Below are 18792 nucleotides of genomic sequence, written 5' to 3' on the forward strand. Positions count from 1 at the left end.
ACAGGGTCTGTTCAGGGTGAGACTGATCAAAAATCAGACGGAGCGGATTGTAAGGAATTTGGCGGGAAGTTGATAGACGGGCACCCCGTTACCGGGGCGCCCAACCATCTGCTTACAGGTCTTATTTAACGTCGAATCGATCGGCGTTCATGACCTTGGTCCAGGCTGCAACGAAGTCTTTCACAAACTTCTCTTCGTTGTCGTCCTGGGCGTACACCTCTGCGTAGGCTCGCAGGATGGAGTTGGAACCGAACACGAGGTCAACACGGGTCGCGGTGAACTTGGTATTGCCACTATTGCGATCCACGATGTTGTACGAGTTCTTGCCAGTAGGCTCCCAACGGTTCGACATGTCGGTCAGATTCACGAAGAAGTCGTTGGTCAGTTGGCCAACGCGATCCGTGAATACGCCGTGCTTGGTACCGCCATAGTTGGTTCCAAGTACCCGCATGCCACCGAGCAGGACTGTCATTTCAGGCGCGGTCAGGCCCATAAGCTGGGCACGATCCAGAAGCATTTCTTCCGGCTTGACCACGTAATCCTTCTTCTGCCAGTTACGGAAGCCATCAGCCAGCGGCTCCATGGGATCGAAGGAGTCAGCATCCGTCATCTCGTCGGTGGCGTCGCCACGGCCCTTCAGGAAGGGAACATGAACTTCATGGCCGGCTGCCTTCGCCGCCATCTCGATACCGAGGTTACCGCCGAGTACGATCACGTCTGCAACGCTGGCGCCGGTGTCGGCCGAGATCTGCTCGTAGACCTTGAGCACCTTGTCCAGACGATCAGGCTCATTACCTTCCCAATCCTTCTGGGGTGCCAGGCGAATACGGGCACCGTTGGCACCACCACGCATGTCCGACCCGCGGAATGTGCGGGCACTGTCCCACGCGGTACAGATCAGTTCGTTAAGGCTCAGACCGGCTCCGGCGATTTTTTCCTTCACCACCTCTTCGATGTAATTGGTCTCGCCCTGGGGAACCGGATCCTGCCAGATCAGGTCTTCATCCGGCACACCCGGACCAATGTAACGGGACTTCGGCCCCATATCGCGGTGCGTCAGCTTGAACCAGGCCCGGGCGAAGCAGTCCCTGAAGTATTCCGGATCTGCCATGAACTTCTCGCAGATTGCGCGGTACTTCGGATCGACTTTCATCGCCATATCCGCATCCGTCATCATCGGCTTGCGACGGACGGACGGGTCGGTCGGATCAACCGGCATGTGCTCTTCTTTGATGTCGATCGGCTCCCACTGATTTGCACCAGCCGGGCTCTTGGTCAGCTGCCACTCGTAGCCGAACAGCAGATCAAAATAGCCCATATCGAACTTGGTCGGGTTAGTTGTCCAGGCGCCTTCGATTCCGGAAGTCACGGCATTTGTCGCCTTACCGTCCAGGTTCGGGTTCATCCAGCCAAAGCCCTGAGTTTCAACGTCTGCTCCTTCCGGCTCCGGCCCAAGTGCATCGGCATCGCCATTACCGTGGGCCTTACCGACAGTATGGCCACCGGCGGTCAGGGCTGCAGTTTCTTCGTCATTCATGGCCATACGAGCGAAGGTGACACGCACCTGCTCGGCAGTCTTCTGTGGATCAGGCTGACCGTTCACGCCCTCAGGATTCACATAAATCAGACCCATCTGCACCGCAGCGAGTGGGTTTTCCATGGTGTCGGGCTTGTCGACGTCTTCATAGCGGCTGTCAGACGGCGCCAGCCACTCTTTTTCCGCACCCCAGTAAATGTCTTTTTCCGGGTGCCAGATATCCTCCCGTCCATAGGAGAAACCGAAGGTCTTCAGGCCGAAGGACTCATAGGCAACATTACCGGCCAGGATAAACAGATCGGCCCAGCTTACCTTGTTGCCATACTTTTTCTTGAGCGGCCACAGCAGACGGCGGGCCTTATCGAGGTTGCCGTTGTCGGGCCAGGAGTTCAGAGGAGCAAAACGCTGATTACCAGTACCTGCACCGCCGCGACCGTCGGCCAGTCGATAGGTACCAGCCGCATGCCAAGCCAGACGAATCATCAGGCCGCCGTAATGCCCCCAGTCAGCAGGCCACCATTCCTGGCTGTTGGTCATCAGCTCATGCATGTCTTTTTCAAGCGCTTCGTGGTCGAGCTTTTTGACCTCTTCGCGGTAATCGAAATCCTCACCCAGAGGATTGGTTTTCCGATCATGCTGATGAAGAATATCGAGGTTCAGATTTTCAGGCCACCAGGCGGCCACATCGGCCTTCTCCTGTGTGTTCGAGCCGTGCATTACGGGGCACTTTCCACCCGCACTGTTATTGTCGGTCATTTCTCTCTCCTCATTGGGGTTGGCAAAACGACACTGCTTCGATTCAGGCACTTCTAACTATAGGACACAACAAATACTCTGCTCTGAGTATTTCTTATCTCCGGGATAGCGTGTGCCTATAGCGTTTCCCGCATACTTTGCGGGCTTCATTCCGTTAATGGGCACAAGCGTAATCACTTGAATAATCCGACAGGATTCCGAGAACATCCGGCCAGGCGATAGAACGGCTAAGTGAAAATGCATTGGACATGGATCTGCTCCTGCCTAACGAGAACGCCTCCACCATAGCGCGAGGTCGAACGCCCAATACAATTAATTAAAAATAAATTTGTGAAAGTTTTTCTTTATGGGAGGCGCGTCGGCTACTTAAAGCCGTTCGATCGACGAGAACTTGCCGGCATCGTCAAAAACAATGCGGAAACTGCCGCAAATACCGTCGCGGAGGTAAAAACGGGAAAGGATACGGGCCGGGAACCGGACGGAGCGTCCGTCCCGGGCCGTGGTGTGAACATCGGTGGCAACGCCCTGATAGAGTTTGATCCACTCATCAGGGCTGATGCTGATATCCACAATAATCTGCTGCATCGGCTATCAGTTCGCCAGTTCAAGCAGCAGACGGTTCAGGCGGGTAACGTAGGCGCCCGGGTCCGGGAGCTGCTCGCCGCTGGCCAGGGTGGCCTGGTCCAGAATGACCGCCGAGAGCTCGTTGAACCGCTCTTCGCCCTTCTCGCTTTCCAGGCGCTGAACCAGCGGATGATCAACGTTGATCTCAAAGATCGGCTTGCTGTCTGGCACTTTCTGGCCGGCAGCTTCCATGATCTTCTTCATCTGCGCACCCATGTCGAAATCACCTACAACCAGGCAGGCCGGTGAATCGGTCAGGCGGTTGGTCACCCGCACTTCCTGAACCCGGTCGCTGAGGGCATTCTTGATGCGCTCCAGCAGGTCCTTGTGCTCTTCAGCCGCCTCTTCCTTGTGCTTCTTGTCCTCTTCGGTCTCAACTTCACCGAGATCCAGATCACCGCGGGCGACGTCCTGGAATTGCTTGCCGTCGTACTCACTGAGGTAGCCCATCATCCACTCGTCGATGCGATCTGTGAGGATCAGCACCTCAATGCCCTTCTTGCGGAACACTTCCAGGTGCGGGCTGCTCTTGGCCGCCGTGAAATTGTCCGCGGTAATGTAGTAGAGCTTCTTCTGGCCTTCTTTCATGCGGCCGATGTAGTCATCCAGCGATACATTCTGCCTACTCTCGCCGGTATCGGTGGAGGCAAAACGCAGCAGACCTGCAATCTTCTCGCGGTTGCTGAAATCTTCCGCCGGGCCTTCCTTCAATACAGTGCCAAACTCGCCCCAGAACTTCTGGTACTGCTCCGGATCCTTCTTGGCCAGCTTGGACAGCATATCCAGAACCCGCTTGGTCAGTGCGGTACGGATGCTTTCCACGGTGCTGTCGTTCTGCAGGATCTCACGGGACACGTTCAGGGACAGATCGTTGGAATCGATCACACCCTTGGCGAAGCGCAGGTACAGCGGCAGGAACTGCTCGGCGTCATCCATGATGAACACACGCTGCACATACAGCTTCAGGCCACGGGGCGCTTCCCGGTTGTAAAGATCAAACGGTGCCCGGGCGGGGATGTACAGCAGGCTGGTGTAGTCCAGCTTGCCTTCCACCTTGTTGTGGGACCAGGTCAGCGGATCTTCAAAATCGTGGGCAATGTGTTTGTAGAACTCCTTGTACTCCTCGTCCTTGATCTCGGTACGCGGGAGGGTCCAGAGCGCCGTCGCGTCGTTGACGGTTTCGTACTCGTCCTTCTTCTCACCCTCTTCGGATTCGGCCTTCATCACCACCGGGAAGGAAATATGATCCGAGTACTTTTTCACCAGACTGCGCAGCTTCCAGCCGTTGGCGAATTCCTTGGCGTCTGGTTTCAGGTGCAGCACGATCTGGGTACCGCGGTTATCCAGATTGACTTGCTCAATGGAAAACTCACCGTCGCCCTTGGACTCCCAATGCACGCCCTCTTCTGCCGGCGCACCCGCACGACGAGTGAAAACATCCACCTTGTCGGCCACGATAAACGACGAGTAGAAACCAACACCGAACTGACCGATCAGCTTGCTGTCCTTCTTCTCGTCACCGGACAACTGCTTCAGGAACTCCGCTGTACCAGAGCGGGCAATGGTGCCGAGGTTCTGGATGACGTCGTCACGGGTCATGCCGATACCGTTATCGGTGAGGGTGACGGTATTTGCCTCTTCATCAAAATCCAGGCGAATCTTCAGCTCAGGATCGCTTTCATAAAGGCTGTCGTCCTTCAGCGCCGCGAAGCGCAGTTTGTCTTCGGCATCTGAGGCGTTCGAAATCAGCTCACGAAGGAAGATTTCCTTGTTGGAATACAACGAGTGAATCATCAGGTGAAGCAGTTGCTTCACTTCAGTCTGGAATCCAAGCGTCTCTTTATTGGCTTCAACCGTCATGGCGTTTATGTCTCCTGATACAAATAAACGGGCAAAGAGGGGCGCCCGAGTTACCTCATAGTTTGGAGAGTGAGCGCGGAGGCCGTTCCGAAACCGTGCGGAGCCATGGATGGCGGAGCCGAGCGTACATGGACGTATTCACAGCGTGTTTCGGAACGGCCTCCGTGCTCGCTCCTGCACAAAAATCTCAGTCTGAGCAAAAAGTGGGGGCGCACCGGGGCATTTCAAGCCCCAGCGCATCAGCAAATCAGTCTTCGAGGAGGAAATGGGCGCGGGCGGTTGCGATGGGTTGCGAACGGGATTTCTGCCAGGCGCTGACCATAACATTGGCAACCCGATTGCCCTGGCGGGTCAGGCGGCATTCGGCGTAGGTTTCGCGGTTGAGGCCGGCCCGGAGATAATCCAGGGAGAAGTCCACGATACGGGGCATGCGCAGGCTTTCCTGGGACATGATCAGGTAGATATTGGCGGACATTTCCATGAAGCCGCCAATGACGCCACCGTGAATGGCCGGCAGGATCGGGTTACCAAGGTTGGAGTCCTTGCAGGGCAGGCGGAAAATCAGATCGTCGCCGAACCGCTCACACTGAAGGCCAATCCAGGTGGCGTAGGGAATGCTTTTGAGCATTCGGCTGAAGTCACCGGTTTCCTGGGTGTAGCGGAGGATTTCAGGATCGGTCATTCTTCACCTCCGGTAATCAGGTCCCGATAGTGTTTCGGGCTGGCATCCTTGCCGATACGCATGAAGGTGGCCACGCAGTTGGCAATGGTTTCACCGCCCTCCTGGTAGGCTTCACAGCGGGTGAAAATGATGTTCCGGGTTACCCGGTAGGTTTCAGCCCTTGCGTAGACCGGCTTCCTGGGATGGGCCGGGCGCATGTAGTCCACACGCAGGTCCAGCGTCGGGCAGAGTTCAAAATCTTCCAACGCACACAGGATCACACAGCCTGAAGTGGTGTCCATCAATGTGGTAATGGCGCCGCCATGAATCACGCCGGTGTCCGGATTACCAATAATCTGGTCGCTGTAGGGCAGGCAAAGTGTGAGGCTGCCTTTTTTCGCCTCGGTAACCGTCAGGCCCAGCTCTTTGGCCTGATTGAGGGTGTCGATGAAACGGGTGACCCGTTTCCGTCGGATATCATCGTTCATTCAGGTTCAACCTGTGGATCAACTTTTGGGTTTCGGGCTGTTTTCCGCCTTGCCGGGCACTGGCTCCTCAAACACCTTCCCTGCCCTCAACGCTTCCAGAGCCGTGGAGCAGAACTCCCGGCGGTAAAGGACGATCACCACCAGGGTGGATGCCGCCATGAAAACGATCGGATGGATAAACCAGCCTACCACGGCAAGTGCGTAATAGTAGGATCGCAGCCCAAGGTTAAAGGCATCGCCCGCGAGATTACAGATATTGCCGGCACTACGGGCAAACGCCTCCCGCCCTGCCGGGCTGGTTTTGGTATCGTCCGGTGGCGGGGCGCTGCCCACCATCACCGACACAAAATTGTACATCCGCATGGACCAGGTGAATTTGAAGAAGGCGTAGATAAATACGACCAACAGAACAACCATGCGCAGTTCCCAGACTTCCCGGGTGGGTAATGTGCCAAATGGCATGGTGCTGAACACTTCCATCACCTCCTGGGTATAGCCAAGAGCGGTGATAATACCCGCCAGAATCAGCAGGCAACTGGAGGCGAAAAAGGCGCCGTTCCGCTCCAGGTTGCCAACCACCGAGGCATCGGCAATCCGGTTTTCCCGGCGCAGCATGACGCGCATCCAGTCTTCCCGGTAAAGATCGAGCGTGTTGGAGAGGCAGGGACGATCTGCGGCTCGGCGTTTGGAGTATTCGGTGTAGCCGAGCCAGCAAACCAGGAACCAGAGCAAAGCGATTAATTCGAGTAGATTACCCATGGGTTGCCTTAGGTTCGAAATTGGCGAAACAGTGCGGGAACAGGGGCTTATGATACGCCAAGGGCCTGCTCGCCACCACCACTGAACAGGGTGAGGTAATCCACCCGGGGGCAATCATGTGCTATAAACTGGCCATTCAGGAATCGGGCAAAGTTTTATGGCAGTGCCCGACATCGCATTATCGAAAAGGGAGCTCATTGTGAACCTGTCTGCTATTAAAACCAGCGTCGTTGCTCTTGCCCTTGCGGTGACGCTCAGTGGCTGCTCGGTCAATCCGGTTACCGGGGAAAAGCAGCTTTCGCTGATCGGGGAAAGTCAGGAACTCGCCATGGGCGCGGAGCAATACGTGCCCACCCAACAAACCCAGGGCGGCCGGTTTTATGTGGACCCGGAACTGACGCTTTATGTGAGCGAGGTTGGCCAGAAAATGGCGGAGGTCAGTGACAGGCCGGATCTGCCCTATGAGTTCGTGGTCCTTAACAGCAGCGTACCGAATGCCTGGGCCCTGCCCGGGGGCAAGATTGCGATCAACCGCGGGCTGTTGACAGAACTTGAAGACGAAGCCCAGCTGGCTTCCGTTCTTGGCCATGAGATTGTTCATGCCGCCGCCAGACACAGTGTCCAGCGCATGCAGCAGGGAATGCTGATCAGTGCCGGTGTTGCCGGCCTCGGTTTTGCCCTGTCGGATAACGAGTGGGCCGGGCTGATCATGGGTGGCGCTGCACTGGGAGCCCAGCTCGCGCTGTCGCAGTATAGCCAGGGCGATGAACTGGAATCAGACCACTACGGCATTCTCTACATGAAAGAGGCGGGCTACGACCCCCAGGCGGCTGTGGAGCTGCAGGAGCTCTTTCTGAAACTCTCCGAAGGCCGCCAGTCCAGTTTCATTGATGGCCTGTTCGCTACCCACCCGCCCTCGGCAAAACGGGTTCAGGAGAACCGCGAACTGGTTAAGAAAGTTGGTGCCGGCGGCTATCGTGGCGAGGATGTCTACAAGCGAAAGATGGCCAAACTCCGTTCGCTGCAGCCCGCTTATGATGCCCACGACAAAGCCATGGAGCTGGCCTCCAAGGGTGAGATGAAGGCTGCGCTGGACAAGGTCAACGAGGCCATCCGCCTGCTACCGCGCGAAGCCATGTTCTATGCGCTGCGCGGCCGCATCTATCAGGATCAGAAGGAAGCCGAGAAAGCCGCTGCCGACTTTGAAAAGGCGGTGGAGCTCTACCCCGAGATGTTCAAGTATCGTCTGTACAATGGCCTGAATGCTCTGAGACTCAACAATCTCGACAAGGCCAGGGAAAACCTCACCAAAGCCAATGAAACGGTGCCCACTTCCATTGCGTTTCTGCGCCTGGGCGATGTTGCAGTGAAGCAGAACAATCGAAATGAGGCTATTGCCTATTACAGCAAGGCTGCCGAAGCTGGCGGGGACGTTGCCGAGGAGGCCAAACGCAAACTGGCGGCGCTCACGCAATAACTGTCCCCTGAATCGTTGACTTGAAAAGGCCGGAGTCCTGAAGGATTCCGGCCTTTTTATTGCCCGGGATCAAGATTGCCGGGCTGACGCGCAACTTCTGTCATCAGCTCCATTGACTTTTAGAGCAATAACTCTAAAAATCAGATGACATCAACAATGATTGGATGACGGACATGTTAGCGAAACGTATCCAGCCCATGGTTTTCCAGGCGCGTCGCTTGTATGTGGAACTGATGTTCCAGGTAATGGGGCGAGCCCTGCAGGCTGTTAGTGAAGTGGACGAAAAGGTGCAGAACGAAGCCAGGGCTCTGCCTGATGGCTTTCTGTTTGAGATGATGGTGATGCCGGACGGCTCAAAGCTGATTGTGGAACACACCGGCCAGGGACGTTTCCGTTATCACGGCGACAAGGCACCCCGCCCGGTCGACCTGTCGATTCAGTTCAAACACATTGCCCATGCGTTTCTGGTGCTGTCTTTCCAGGAAAAAACCTCGGTTGCATTCGCCAATGACCGCATGCTGGTCGATGGCGACATCAGCTATGCCGTGCGGATGACGCGAGTGCTGAACCGGCTTGAGTCCTTCATTCTGCCAAAACTGATTGCCGAGCGGGCCGTCAAGGAATACCCGGCCGACTTGCACCTTCCGGAAAAACTGATCAGCGCCGCGCGTATTTACCTGAAAGTTGCCACCAATTTCGTCGAGACAGTGAGAGCGTAATGACCAATAAATACTATGAGTTCTTCTGCCCGGTAAAAGTCATTGCCGGCAAGGCCGCCCTTGAACATATTCCCTACGAACTCACCGGCATGGCCGCCAAGCGGCCGATGATCGTAACCGACAAGGGCGTACGGGCTGCCGGCCTGCTGGAACCCGTTATCGCGGCCTGTGAGGAAAGTGGACTGGAGATTACGTCCATCTATGATGATGTTCCGCCAGACTCGTCCACCACCGTGGTGCGCGATATCGCCGGCATCTATCGCCAGGAGAAGTGCGACTCCATCATCGCCGTCGGCGGCGGTTCGGCGATCGATACCGGCAAGGCCGTCAATATTCTGGTCTCCGAGGGTGGTGACGATATTGCGAAATACAGCGGTGCCGGCGTGCTCAAGCACCCCTTGAAGCCGTTTTTCGTTGTGCCGACAACGGCCGGCACCGGCTCCGAAGTTACCTCTGTTGCCGTGATTACCGATGAGGCCAAGGGCGTCAAGCTCCCCTTTACGTCATCGTTCCTGCTTCCGAACGCGGCCATTATTGACCCGCGTATGACCCTCACCCTGCCGCCCCACATCACCGCGGCAACAGCGATGGACGCCATGACCCATGCAACGGAAGCCTTTACCTGCATGGCCAAGAACCCGCTGAGCGATGCCTATGCCACGTCGGCGATCAAAAAGATCAGCCACTCACTTCTCCACGTTATGGACAACCCGAAAGACAGTGACGGCCGGTTGGAACTGGCCCAGGCGTCGACCATGGCCGGCATTGCCTTCTCAAATTCCATGGTAGGTCTGGTGCACGCGCTCGGGCACGCCACCGGCGCTATCTGCCACTTGCCCCATGGCCTGTGTATGAGCCTGTACCTGCCCTATGTGCTGGAATACAACCTGGAGACCATCCGGGAACCCCTGGGCGAGTTGTTGCTGTATCTGGAAGGCCCGGAAGTGTTTGCAGCGACGCCAGCGGGCCGAAGGGCCGAGGCCAGCATTTCTGCTATTCGCAAGCTGCGGGACGCCCTGTACAAGCGATGCCAACTGCCACGGACTCTGAAAGAAACCGGCAAGGTAACCGAAGACCAGTTGGATCACATCGCCGAAATGGCGCTGGATGATGGCTCCATCATGTTCAATCCGAAGGAAGTCACCCTTGAAGATGCCCGCGCCGTCCTGCGACGCGCCTGGGCCTGATCTGTCATGCAGGGGCCTCGCCAGGGGCCCTCTGCTCGGGTGGTCTGAAGATAGAAATCAAATCATTGAAATTAACAAAGGAACAGAGGACAATTAAGATCTTCTGGCAGGGATGATAGCCGGGTTCGTTTTCCACCTACAGTACCGTTCCGTAGAGAGCCCCTTCCGCATGCAAAACCGACTTTCCTGCCTTTTATCTGCCACTCTGGGCACCCTTCTATTTGCTCTGGTGACACTTTCGCCCTCTGCATTTGCTTCTCAAGAAATCTCTCAGGAAAAGCAGGTTTTCCGTTTCAATGTTTCTCCAAACGGTTACCCGCCTTACCTAATCGTGCATCAGAACCAACCCTCAGGAATCATGTGGGATGTGGTGTCCGTGGTTGCCCGCCGCCTTGGCTACACGGTAATCGCGGAGCAGATACCGCGAAAACGGGTTGATCAGATGCTGCTTGAGGGGTACATCGACGGAACGCCGAGGGCCCGGGAGTGGGCCGACGATCCGGAGCAATTCCTGTTTACCGACCCGGTGGTGGACATTGAAGAGGTGTTTTTCGTTCCAGCGCAATCGGGCTTCTCGTACGAGAGCCCCGATGATCTGGTTTCAAAAACCATCGTCACTCATCTTGGCTACCGATACCCATTGCTCGAGCCCTACTTCGAAGAAGGTCGGATTCGCCGCTTTGATGTTTCCCGGGACAAAGACATGTTCACCTTCGTACTGCATGGCGACCGGTTCGACGCCGCTGTCGCCGACCGGCTCGTCGGCAAATGGATCCTCAGGAACGAGGGGCTGAGACAGCACTTCGACATAACCCGCGAGAGCATCAGTAATTACGGATTCAGGCTGATGCTACGGAAGGACTGGCATTCTTTTGCCAATCGGTTTAATGAAGAATTGGCGAAGATGAAGGAGAATGGCGAACTCGACGCCATTCTCGCCAATTACCGATAGTCTCCGCCGTTACTCCAGACGCCTGAGCAACAGCATCGGCGACACGTTCAGAACCGGACGGAGCTGCCAGCGGCCAAACAGGGCCAGGACGACAGCGCTTATCAGCGGGATAGGCAATACCACGTGCCAGTGCCATTGGAACGCCCCCTCGAACATCCTGAACTGAAGTGCCCAGACCGCCGCCTCGGCGGCAACCACGCCCAGTAAACCCGCAAAACCGCCCAGCAATGCGAACTCGAGCATGGTGCTTCGCACCAGCAGACTCTGCCGTCCGCCCAGTGTTCGCAGCAACGCGCCTTCCCTCTGACGGTCGCGTAGCGTGGCACTGACCACCGCTGCCATCACCACAAGTGCAGCGGCAAGAATCAGCGCGAGAATTGCTTCAATCGCCTGGGTTACCTGCCGGACGATTTCCTGGATTCGCTCGATAATGTGGTCGATTTCCAGTACCGATACGGTCGGGAACTGCCGGGAAAAATCATTCAATGCATCCTTCCTGTCCTTGGGCAGGTAAAAGCTGGTAATCCATGTTGCAGGCATGTCCGTCAGGCCGCCCTCGGGCGGAAAGGCCATGTAGAAGTTGGGCTTCATGCTGTCCCACTGAACCGTGCGGATGCTGGTGACAGTTTCCGTCACCTTCTCGGAGCCGATGGTGAAGGTGAGCTCATCGCCCAGTGACAGGCCAAGCTGCCCGGCCAGTTCAGCTTCCACCGAGACGCCATCTTTCTGGTTCTCGTCAAACCAGGTGCCTTCAACAATCTCGTTATCTTCCGGCAGCGTCGACATCCAGGTCAGGTTCAGTTCACGGTTGAGCGCGTTTACGTTCTCGTCTTTGCTGACCGCCTGCTTGACGGGCTGACCGTTGAGTTCAGTGAGGCGCCCGCGAACCATCGGGTAAAGCTTGTCCAGCGGCTGGCCACGCTCCTGCCAGAACGCATCCACTTCCTCTACCGCTTCCGGTGCGATGTTGATCAGGAAATGATTGGGAGCATCCTCGGGCAACTGAGCCTGCCAGTCCGCCAGCAGTGACGTCCGCACCAGTATCAGTGTGGCAGCCAGCATCAGCGTCATCGCAAATACGGCGATCTGGGACAGACTGGCCCGGCGATGCCGGTACAGGCCAACCAGGGCAAGTCGCCAGGAGTTGCCGCCTCCACGGACCTTGCGCAGGGTCGCCACCATCAGCCAGCCCACCAGGCCCAGCGCGCCAAGCAGCAGGGCAAGACCACCGAGCAGGGAAACAACAAGGGCCAGTTCTCCGGCGTACATCCAGACCAGCCCGAAGACCGCCACAATGGCGATCACGATATCCGGCAAAGCCTCACGCCCGGTTTCACCAGGCTGGCTGCGCAATACACGCATGGCTGGAACATTCCGAAGCCGACGCACCGGCGGATAGGCAAAGGCAAACAGGGAAACCAGGGCCGTCAACAGCGCAGGTACCAAAGCGGCAGGGTCAAGCTGGAAGTCCACGGGACGCTCCAGTACCTCGCTGAGCATACGAATCAGCAACCAATAAAGCGGTATGGCCACCAGCAGACCACCGACGATACCGGTTACGCCCCAGAGTGCCAGACGCCTCAGGTACAGACCGCCAATTCCGGCCCCGCTCAGGCCCAGGGTTTTCAGCAGTGCGACGGTGTCGCGCTGGGACAGGGCGTATTGCCGACTTGCCACGGCCACCGCCACAGCTGCGAGCAGAACCGCAAGGCTGCCGCCCAGCAACAGGAATCGTTCAGCACGCTCCAGGGAACGGGAGAAGGTTTCACCATCCCGCACCCCTTCCCATTCATGACTCGGCTCCATCCGGGGCTGCAGCCACTGATAGTAAGATTCCAGAGAGGCTTCTTCGCCGGCAAACAGGTAGATGTACTCAACCCGGCTGCCCTCCTGAATGACCCCGGTGGCTGAGACATCATCCACGTGCATCATCACCCGTGGCGCCAGCGCCGAAAGCCGGAAACCACCATCGGGCTCGCGAATGAGGAGGCCGGAGACCGTCAGGTTCAGATTCCCGACTTCCAGGGACTCGCCGATTTCGAGATCCAGCAGTCTGAGCAGGCGCGGGTTGATCCAGACTTCGCCAGGCCCGGGACCCTGATTTACCAGTTCCCTGGGCCCCGTTGGCTCCCGCTGTATTTCGATATCACCCCGAAGCGGATACTCGTTGCTGACCGCTTTCACCGACACCAGCTGGAAATTATCGGCGCCCAACACCATGGTGGAGAATTCAACCATCCGGCCGGTTGCCAACCCCTGATCAGTCGCCTCCTGCAGCCAGGAATCCGGTATCGGGCGACCATTCTCCGCTTCGAGCTGCCGATCCGCCGCCAGGAACGTACTGGCTGAGGAAACCAGGGTGCGCTGCAGCTGGCTGGCAAACAGGGCGATGGTGGCAACCGTGGCAACGGCAATGATCAGGGCAGCCAGAACGACGCGAACATCTCGTTCCCGCCAGTCCCGGCGGACCGACATAAGCTTCTTTGCAGCAGCCATCAGTGCGCCATCTCCTGAGCTGCTTCCGGTTCGGTAAGAACGCCGGCTTCAATATGGAACTGCCGATTACAGCGTGCCGCCAGATGTTCGTCGTGGGTAACCATCACCAGGGTTGTGCCCTGCTCCCGGTTCAGCGCCATCAGCAGATCGGAAACTGCCTGGCCGGTTCGGTTATCCAGGTTGCCCGTCGGCTCATCGGCAAACAGGATCAACGGGTCAGACGCAAACGCCCGGGCGATGGCCACCCGCTGCTGCTCACCACCGGAGAGCTGCCTGGGTGTGTGGGTCAGTCGCTCGCCAAGCCCCACCCGCTCCAGTAGCTCACGGGCTCTCTTTTCCGGTGACTGCATACCGGCAAGCTCCAGTGGCAACATGACATTCTCAAGCGCGGTAAGCGCCGGCAACAGCTGGAACGACTGGAACACAAACCCGACACGGTGCGCCCGAAGCTTTGCCCGCTCGTCTTCGCTGAGCTTGCTGATCACCGAGCCGTCCAGCTCAACCGTACCCTCAGTGGGCGTATCAAGGCCCGCCAGTAAACCCAAGAGCGTGGTTTTGCCGGAACCGGAGCGCCCGACGATGGCTACGGACTCTCCCCGATTGATTTCGAGAGTGACCCCTTGCAAGATCGTGAGCGTATCGGTTTCAACACTGACACGGTGAGTCAGGTTATTTACCCGTAACATTGGGCTCTGGCTATCCGGGTTAACATTGGTCATCTGGTTCACGGAATCTCCCGATCCTGGGTCCTGAATTACTTAAAGGTGTATTGGTTGTCTATGCATACGGCATTGGTGTACGTCAGATCAATTCTTTTTCTTGTAGTTACCCTGCTGGCCCTGCCGGTAGCGGCCAACCAGAGCACGCTGCTGATTGTCGGCGACAGCCTCAGTGCAGCCTATGGTGTACCCTCCGAAACCGCGTGGGTGCAGCTGTTGCGTAACCGGCTGGAGAACAACGGGCTATCGGACTGGGACGTGGTCAATGCCAGCATCAGCGGAGAAACCACCGATGGCGGCGCTCGCAGGCTGCCCGAACTGCTTGCGGAGAATGACCCCGAAGTGGTGATTATCGAATTGGGGGGCAACGATGGCCTTCGCGGCTTTCCGCCCAACGTGATCGAATCCAATCTCGCCTCCATGATCGAAAAGGTCCAGAGTTCGGGCGCCCGTGCTGTGCTGGTGGGCATGCAGATACCACCAAACTACGGACAGCGGTATACCGAAATGTTTGCTGACATTTACCCGAAGCTGTCAGACCGCTACGACACCGCTCTGGTTCCCTTTTTCCTGGACGGCATCTACAACCAGGACGGGCTAATGCAGGACGATGGCATTCACCCTACCGAGGAAGCCCAGGCCAAACTGCTCGAAAACGTCTGGCCTGTGCTCAAACCGATCCTGCAATAAAGCCGGATCAGCTTAATCCCTGCAGGAAAGCCAGGGCCCGACGCTCTGACCAGTAAAAGCCATCTCTCGCATGCTCGACAAACCCCACGTGGCCGCCCCAGCGAGGGGCTTCCAGGCGCACGTGGGCACCAAGCTGCCGCCGGGACTCCGGAAAGCACTGCGGCGACAGGAACGGATCATCGGCGGCATTCACCATCAGTGCCGGCACCCTGATATCTCGCATGCGCCCCAGGGCCGAACACTGGGCCCAGTAATCCCGCGCATCGCGAAAGCCATGCAGAGGCGCCGTGTAACGGTCATCAAATTCATGAAAGCTGCGGATGGCTTCAAACCCCGAAACATCAATCAGGTCCGGAAACCTTTCCGCCTTTTCCTGCATTTTCACCCTCAGATCCCGAAGAAAGCGCTGCATGTAGATCTTTCGGCTGGGCAGCGCCAGCATATCGGCGCTACCGGCCAGGTCACAGGGAACCGAATAGGCAACGGCACCGCAGATCCGGCTGTCCACCCGCTCCCCCTGCTCCCCCAAATAGAGCAGCGTCAGGTTGCCCCCCATACTGAACCCCGACAGAAACAAAGTGTCGTAGGTGCCGGCCAGACCATGATCAATCACCAGGCTGAGGTCTTCGGTGGCGCCACTGTGGTAAAACCTTGGCTGTCGGTTCATCACACCGCCGCAGGAGCGGAAGTTCCAGGCCAGAACGTCCCAGCCCTCCCGTAACAGGGCCCGGGTGAGGCCGAGCACGTAGGGCCGTCGGCTGTGACCTTCGAGACCGTGAGACACGATGGCCAGGCGGCCGCTGCCCTGCCGGTACCAGTCCAGATGCAGTTCATCGTCATCCGGTGTGGCGATAGTTTCCGGTTCCGGATCCACCATCGGAACCTTGCGAAACAGCGTGGGCCAGACAGACTGGACGTGGCCGTTGCGCAACCAGGGCGGTGGACGGTAGTGAAGGGTCCTGCTTTCGTACAATTTTTAGCCTTTCATATCAGGGGGTTGACCCCGTAAATCAAAGCGCTTAATATGCGCGCCACTTGATGCTGTTCCCCGATAGCTCAGTTGGTAGAGCAACGGACTGTTAATCCGTTTGTCGCTGGTTCGAGCCCAGCTCGGGGAGCCACTTATTCCGAAATGCCGCTGTTTCAAATGAATCAGCGGCATTTTTCGTTTCCGACCTCAGAAAATCTGTTCGCGCTGCATGAATTCGGTCAGCACGCGGAACAGTGTGAAACCATCCTCGGTACCAATCAGTTCCCGAATGGAATGCATACCGAACTGAGGCACACCAATATCCAGTGTGGTCACGCCCAGATTCCCCGCCGTCAACGGCCCGATGGTGCTGCCACAACCCATATCGCTTCTAACCACGAAGGTCTGGTGCGGCAGCCCGAGTTCATCGCTGATGTGACGGTAAACAGCAGCAGAGCGGCTATTGGTCGCGTAGCGCTGATTGTGATTGACTTTGATCACCGGGCCCTGGTTAAGAATCGGCCCGTGATTCTCATCGTGCTTGTCCATGTAGTTCGGATGAATCCCGTGGGCGTTATCCGCCGACACCATCATCGAACGAGCGATGGCTCGCGCCTTGCCAGCACCGGCCCAGCGGTCCAGAACCGCGGTCAGGAACGGCCCCTGGGCGCCCTCGGCCGACATACTGCCAACTTCTTCGTGATCGTTACAGACCAACAGCGCGGCCTCGTCACCGGAGGCTTTCAACAACGATTGCAGGCCAATGTAACAACTCAGCAGGTTGTCCAGGCGCGCCGAGGCAATGAAATCATCGCGCAAGCCCACGAACGACGCTTCCCGGGCATCGTAGAAGCTCAGCTCATAACCCAAAACCTTGCGGGCACTAATTCCGGATTCGGTCCTGACCTGTTGTGAGAGCAGATCAACAAAGCTGGTCGTGTCGCTTTCCGGAACCTGCATCAGAACCGGCGGCAGATCAGTCTGGGGGTTGACCGTCCGATTGCTGTTGGCTTCGCGGTCCAGATGAATGGCCAGGCTGGGAATAAACGCGATTGGCTTGCGAAAATCCACCAGGGTGTCCCGTACCTTGCCGTCCTCGTCCAGCACAGTCACCCGGCCGGCCAGGGAAAGATCCCGATCAAACCAGGGGTTAAGCAGAACACCGCCGTAAACCTCGACACCCAGCTGGAAAAAGCCCTTGCGACGCAGCTCCGGGTTCGGCTTGACCTTCAGGCAGGGGCTGTCGGTATGGGCGCCTACCATACGGATACCGGAGGTGGTGACATCCTTGCTGCCGGTACGGAAGGCGACGATTGAAGAGCCATTACGGATAACGAAATAGCCCTGGTTGCTGGCCAGTGACCAGTCCTCCCGCTCATCCAGCTCCTGAAATCCGGCCGCACTGAGCCGTTGCTTCATGGTGTCGACCGCATGCCAGGGCGTGGGGGAAGTGTTCAGAAACTTCAATAAATCTTTGTTAAATTCAGCGTGTTCCATGATGTCCCTGATTAAAAGATAATTGCTTCAACAGTATGGCATGAAGCCGGAAAGCCTCATACTGGGTCAACGGACATTCCCTATAACCGGGTCACAAATCAACCACCACCGGGAGCCCAACGTGCCTGCACCGAGATTTCTCGACATTGAATATTGCCAGACCGATGACGCCCTGTTCCCGACCGCCATGGCCTGGTCGCTGGAAGACGGCCAAATGAAAACCGTGGTGATCGCCCCTTCCGATGACTGGCTTCCGGAAGACGGTGATCTGGGCGATGTCGACCTCCTCTATCTTGAAGAACAGGGCGTGCCCCTGATCGAACTGGCCCGGGAACTGCACCAGGACCTGCCCGACCAGACGGTATTTGTGGACGGCCTGGACCCGGACGAGATCTTGGTGGATCTGATCTTCACCGCCGTGGCCCAGGAGGCCCCATTCGAAATCGCCCCCATCAGTGAGCTGATCACTGGCCTGGACAGCGAAACCCTGGAAGATCGTCGGCGTCAGCTGCTGTTCGAAGAGAGCCTGGAACCCCAACTGCCTGAAAACGGCGTCTACGCCCTGCTGCTGATGGCCCGCGAAGAAGGCCTGTTTGACGAAGACCTTTAAGCAGGTAAGACCGACACAGGGAAGTGTGACACGGGTCGACGTAACAAACGGTTACACGAGGCAGAATCAGCCCGTATTCGCCTACGTCAGGAAGCCCGATAACAATGAACAAGGTTGTGCGAACGCCCCTCATCTGCCCGCTTGTCCCTGCCCTGCTTCTCGCCTCCCAGGTCGCACTGGCCCAGGAGACCCCGAGGGCCGACAAACACTACATCGGTCTGCTGGCAACCACCTACAACCACCGCACCATCGGTGAAAACACCAAGGAAACCGCCTGGGGCACTGGCGGAACCCTGATGTTGGGTGGCCATATCACCGATCTGTTCCACGCCGAGCTGCGAGCCGGCGGCGGTTTCAAAGACGCCGAGGTTCCGAACAGCGACCTCACCCTGAGCGTTGACTATTACGCCAGCTGGTACATGGGCCTGCACTACCCTATCACCGACTACGCCAACGTTTACGGCCAGTTCGGCTTTTCCTACATCCACGGTGAGGGCGAGATCAGCGATCCGGCGAACGACCGCAACAACGCCTACCTTGATCTCGACGGCGAATTTCCGGACAGCGGTTTCAGCGTCAGCTGGATCGCCGGTCTCGACTTTGAAGTGATGGACGATACCTTCCTGGTATTCGAGGGCGGAAAGCTGTTCGAAGACACCGGAACGGATGTGAATACCTTCCAGTTCTCCGGCGGCGTGCGCTACGAGTTCTGAAGTCGCTGATATTAAATGTAGGTCGGATTAGCGAAGCGTAATCCGACAATCTGCTGATACGTAATCCCGCCGAATTT

Annotated in this window: 17 protein-coding genes and 1 tRNA gene; 8 read left to right on the top strand and 10 right to left on the bottom strand. The window is 57.3% G+C overall.

What is annotated here, in order from left to right; genetic code table 11:
* Positions 1 to 121: 121 nt before the first annotated feature.
* From katG to A8B84_RS18415, 6 genes are all read right to left on the bottom strand, one after another.
* Positions 122 to 2293, bottom strand: coding sequence for a catalase/peroxidase HPI (gene katG / locus A8B84_RS18390; protein ID WP_064226827.1), 2172 nt, complete (start codon positions 2291 to 2293; stop codon positions 122 to 124).
* A gap of 366 nt (positions 2294 to 2659) precedes the next feature.
* Positions 2660 to 2878 carry a DUF2835 domain-containing protein gene (locus A8B84_RS18395; protein WP_064226826.1) on the bottom strand — a complete coding sequence of 73 codons (219 nt, stop codon included), beginning with the start codon at positions 2876 to 2878 and terminating at the stop codon, positions 2660 to 2662.
* 6 nt (positions 2879 to 2884) lie between these two features.
* Positions 2885 to 4777 carry a molecular chaperone HtpG gene (gene htpG / locus A8B84_RS18400; protein ID WP_064226825.1) on the bottom strand — a complete coding sequence of 631 codons (1893 nt, stop codon included), beginning with the start codon at positions 4775 to 4777 and terminating at the stop codon, positions 2885 to 2887.
* Between the two features lie 247 nt (positions 4778 to 5024).
* On the bottom strand, positions 5025 to 5459 hold the full coding sequence (locus A8B84_RS18405) for a PaaI family thioesterase (protein ID WP_064226824.1): 435 nt from the start codon (positions 5457 to 5459) through the stop codon (positions 5025 to 5027).
* Positions 5456 to 5926, bottom strand: coding sequence for a PaaI family thioesterase (locus A8B84_RS18410; protein WP_064226823.1), 471 nt, complete (start codon positions 5924 to 5926; stop codon positions 5456 to 5458). The genes A8B84_RS18405 and A8B84_RS18410 overlap by 4 nt, the downstream gene beginning before the upstream one ends.
* An 18-nt stretch (positions 5927 to 5944) precedes the next feature.
* Positions 5945 to 6685 (bottom strand): DUF599 domain-containing protein, encoded by a 741-nt coding sequence (locus A8B84_RS18415; protein ID WP_064226822.1) that lies wholly within the window; start codon positions 6683 to 6685, stop codon positions 5945 to 5947.
* Between the two features lie 199 nt (positions 6686 to 6884).
* Between A8B84_RS18415 and A8B84_RS18420 the strand changes: the two genes are divergently transcribed.
* The 4 genes from A8B84_RS18420 to A8B84_RS18435 all read left to right on the top strand — a co-directional run bounded on the left by A8B84_RS18420 (position 6885) and on the right by A8B84_RS18435 (position 11020).
* Entirely contained in the window at positions 6885 to 8162 is a 1278-nt protein-coding gene (locus A8B84_RS18420; protein ID WP_064226908.1) for a M48 family metalloprotease, read from the top strand.
* A gap of 173 nt (positions 8163 to 8335) precedes the next feature.
* Positions 8336 to 8881 (top strand): hypothetical protein, encoded by a 546-nt coding sequence (locus tag A8B84_RS18425; RefSeq protein ID WP_064226907.1) that lies wholly within the window; start codon positions 8336 to 8338, stop codon positions 8879 to 8881.
* Positions 8881 to 10068 carry an iron-containing alcohol dehydrogenase gene (locus tag A8B84_RS18430; protein ID WP_064226821.1) on the top strand — a complete coding sequence of 396 codons (1188 nt, stop codon included), beginning with the start codon at positions 8881 to 8883 and terminating at the stop codon, positions 10066 to 10068. Before A8B84_RS18425 ends, A8B84_RS18430 begins: the two co-directional genes overlap by 1 nt.
* Positions 10069 to 10237: 169 nt before the next feature.
* The gene (locus A8B84_RS18435; protein ID WP_064226906.1) at positions 10238 to 11020 is read left to right on the top strand and encodes a substrate-binding periplasmic protein; all 783 of its coding nucleotides are present in this window, start codon (positions 10238 to 10240) and stop codon (positions 11018 to 11020) included.
* Positions 11021 to 11029: 9 nt separating this feature from the next.
* Here the strand turns inward: A8B84_RS18435 and A8B84_RS18440 are convergent, their stop codons facing one another.
* A complete protein-coding gene (locus A8B84_RS18440) occupies positions 11030 to 13516 on the bottom strand; it encodes an ABC transporter permease (RefSeq protein ID WP_064226820.1) in 2487 nt (828 codons plus the stop codon).
* Positions 13516 to 14235, bottom strand: a complete 720-nt coding sequence (locus A8B84_RS18445; protein ID WP_064226905.1) for an ABC transporter ATP-binding protein — start codon at positions 14233 to 14235, stop codon at positions 13516 to 13518. Before A8B84_RS18445 ends, A8B84_RS18440 begins: the two co-directional genes overlap by 1 nt.
* Before the next feature lie 60 nt (positions 14236 to 14295).
* Here A8B84_RS18445 and A8B84_RS18450 point away from each other — a divergent pair, with 60 nt between their 5' ends.
* Entirely contained in the window at positions 14296 to 14925 is a 630-nt protein-coding gene (locus tag A8B84_RS18450) for an arylesterase (protein ID WP_064226819.1), read from the top strand.
* A 7-nt stretch (positions 14926 to 14932) separates the two neighbouring features.
* On the opposite strand, the gene A8B84_RS18455 is transcribed toward A8B84_RS18450, so the two are convergent.
* A complete protein-coding gene (locus A8B84_RS18455; RefSeq protein ID WP_064232343.1) occupies positions 14933 to 15898 on the bottom strand; it encodes a YheT family hydrolase in 966 nt (321 codons plus the stop codon).
* A gap of 72 nt (positions 15899 to 15970) precedes the next feature.
* Here A8B84_RS18455 and A8B84_RS18460 point away from each other — a divergent pair.
* Positions 15971 to 16046, top strand: a tRNA-Asn gene (locus tag A8B84_RS18460).
* Between the two features lie 56 nt (positions 16047 to 16102).
* Here A8B84_RS18460 and A8B84_RS18465 read toward each other — a convergent pair.
* Complete coding sequence (locus tag A8B84_RS18465; RefSeq protein WP_064230631.1) at positions 16103 to 17392, bottom strand: M18 family aminopeptidase; 1290 nt, start codon at positions 17390 to 17392, stop codon at positions 16103 to 16105.
* Positions 17393 to 17513: 121 nt separating this feature from the next.
* Between A8B84_RS18465 and A8B84_RS18470 the strand changes: the two genes are divergently transcribed.
* A complete protein-coding gene (locus A8B84_RS18470) occupies positions 17514 to 18002 on the top strand; it encodes a hypothetical protein (protein WP_064230630.1) in 489 nt (162 codons plus the stop codon).
* Between the two features lie 104 nt (positions 18003 to 18106).
* Positions 18107 to 18715 (top strand): outer membrane beta-barrel protein, encoded by a 609-nt coding sequence (locus A8B84_RS18475; protein ID WP_064230629.1) that lies wholly within the window; start codon positions 18107 to 18109, stop codon positions 18713 to 18715.
* Positions 18716 to 18792 lie beyond the last annotated feature (77 nt).

Source organism: Marinobacter sp. EhC06, assembly GCF_001650915.1.
Lineage (GTDB): Bacteria > Pseudomonadota > Gammaproteobacteria > Pseudomonadales > Oleiphilaceae > Marinobacter.

Bases quoted from the DNA above. Each gene is read 5' to 3' on its own strand.
- A8B84_RS18430 (WP_064226821.1), top strand. From the start codon at position 8,881: ATGACCAATAAATACTATGAGTTCTTCTGCCCGGTAAAAGTCATTGCC.
- A8B84_RS18475 (WP_064230629.1), top strand. From the start codon at position 18,107: ATGAACAAGGTTGTGCGAACGCCCCTCATCTGCCCGCTTGTCCCTGCC.
- A8B84_RS18395 (WP_064226826.1), bottom strand. From the start codon at position 2,878: ATGCAGCAGATTATTGTGGATATCAGCATCAGCCCTGATGAGTGGATC.
- A8B84_RS18465 (WP_064230631.1), bottom strand. From the start codon at position 17,392: ATGGAACACGCTGAATTTAACAAAGATTTATTGAAGTTTCTGAACACT.
- A8B84_RS18450 (WP_064226819.1), top strand. From the start codon at position 14,296: ATGCATACGGCATTGGTGTACGTCAGATCAATTCTTTTTCTTGTAGTT.
- A8B84_RS18440 (WP_064226820.1), bottom strand. From the start codon at position 13,516: ATGGCTGCTGCAAAGAAGCTTATGTCGGTCCGCCGGGACTGGCGGGAA.
- htpG (WP_064226825.1), bottom strand. From the start codon at position 4,777: ATGACGGTTGAAGCCAATAAAGAGACGCTTGGATTCCAGACTGAAGTG.
- A8B84_RS18410 (WP_064226823.1), bottom strand. From the start codon at position 5,926: ATGAACGATGATATCCGACGGAAACGGGTCACCCGTTTCATCGACACC.
- A8B84_RS18445 (WP_064226905.1), bottom strand. From the start codon at position 14,235: ATGACCAATGTTAACCCGGATAGCCAGAGCCCAATGTTACGGGTAAAT.
- katG (WP_064226827.1), bottom strand. From the start codon at position 2,293: ATGACCGACAATAACAGTGCGGGTGGAAAGTGCCCCGTAATGCACGGC.
- A8B84_RS18415 (WP_064226822.1), bottom strand. From the start codon at position 6,685: ATGGGTAATCTACTCGAATTAATCGCTTTGCTCTGGTTCCTGGTTTGC.
- A8B84_RS18405 (WP_064226824.1), bottom strand. From the start codon at position 5,459: ATGACCGATCCTGAAATCCTCCGCTACACCCAGGAAACCGGTGACTTC.
- A8B84_RS18435 (WP_064226906.1), top strand. From the start codon at position 10,238: ATGCAAAACCGACTTTCCTGCCTTTTATCTGCCACTCTGGGCACCCTT.
- A8B84_RS18425 (WP_064226907.1), top strand. From the start codon at position 8,336: ATGTTAGCGAAACGTATCCAGCCCATGGTTTTCCAGGCGCGTCGCTTG.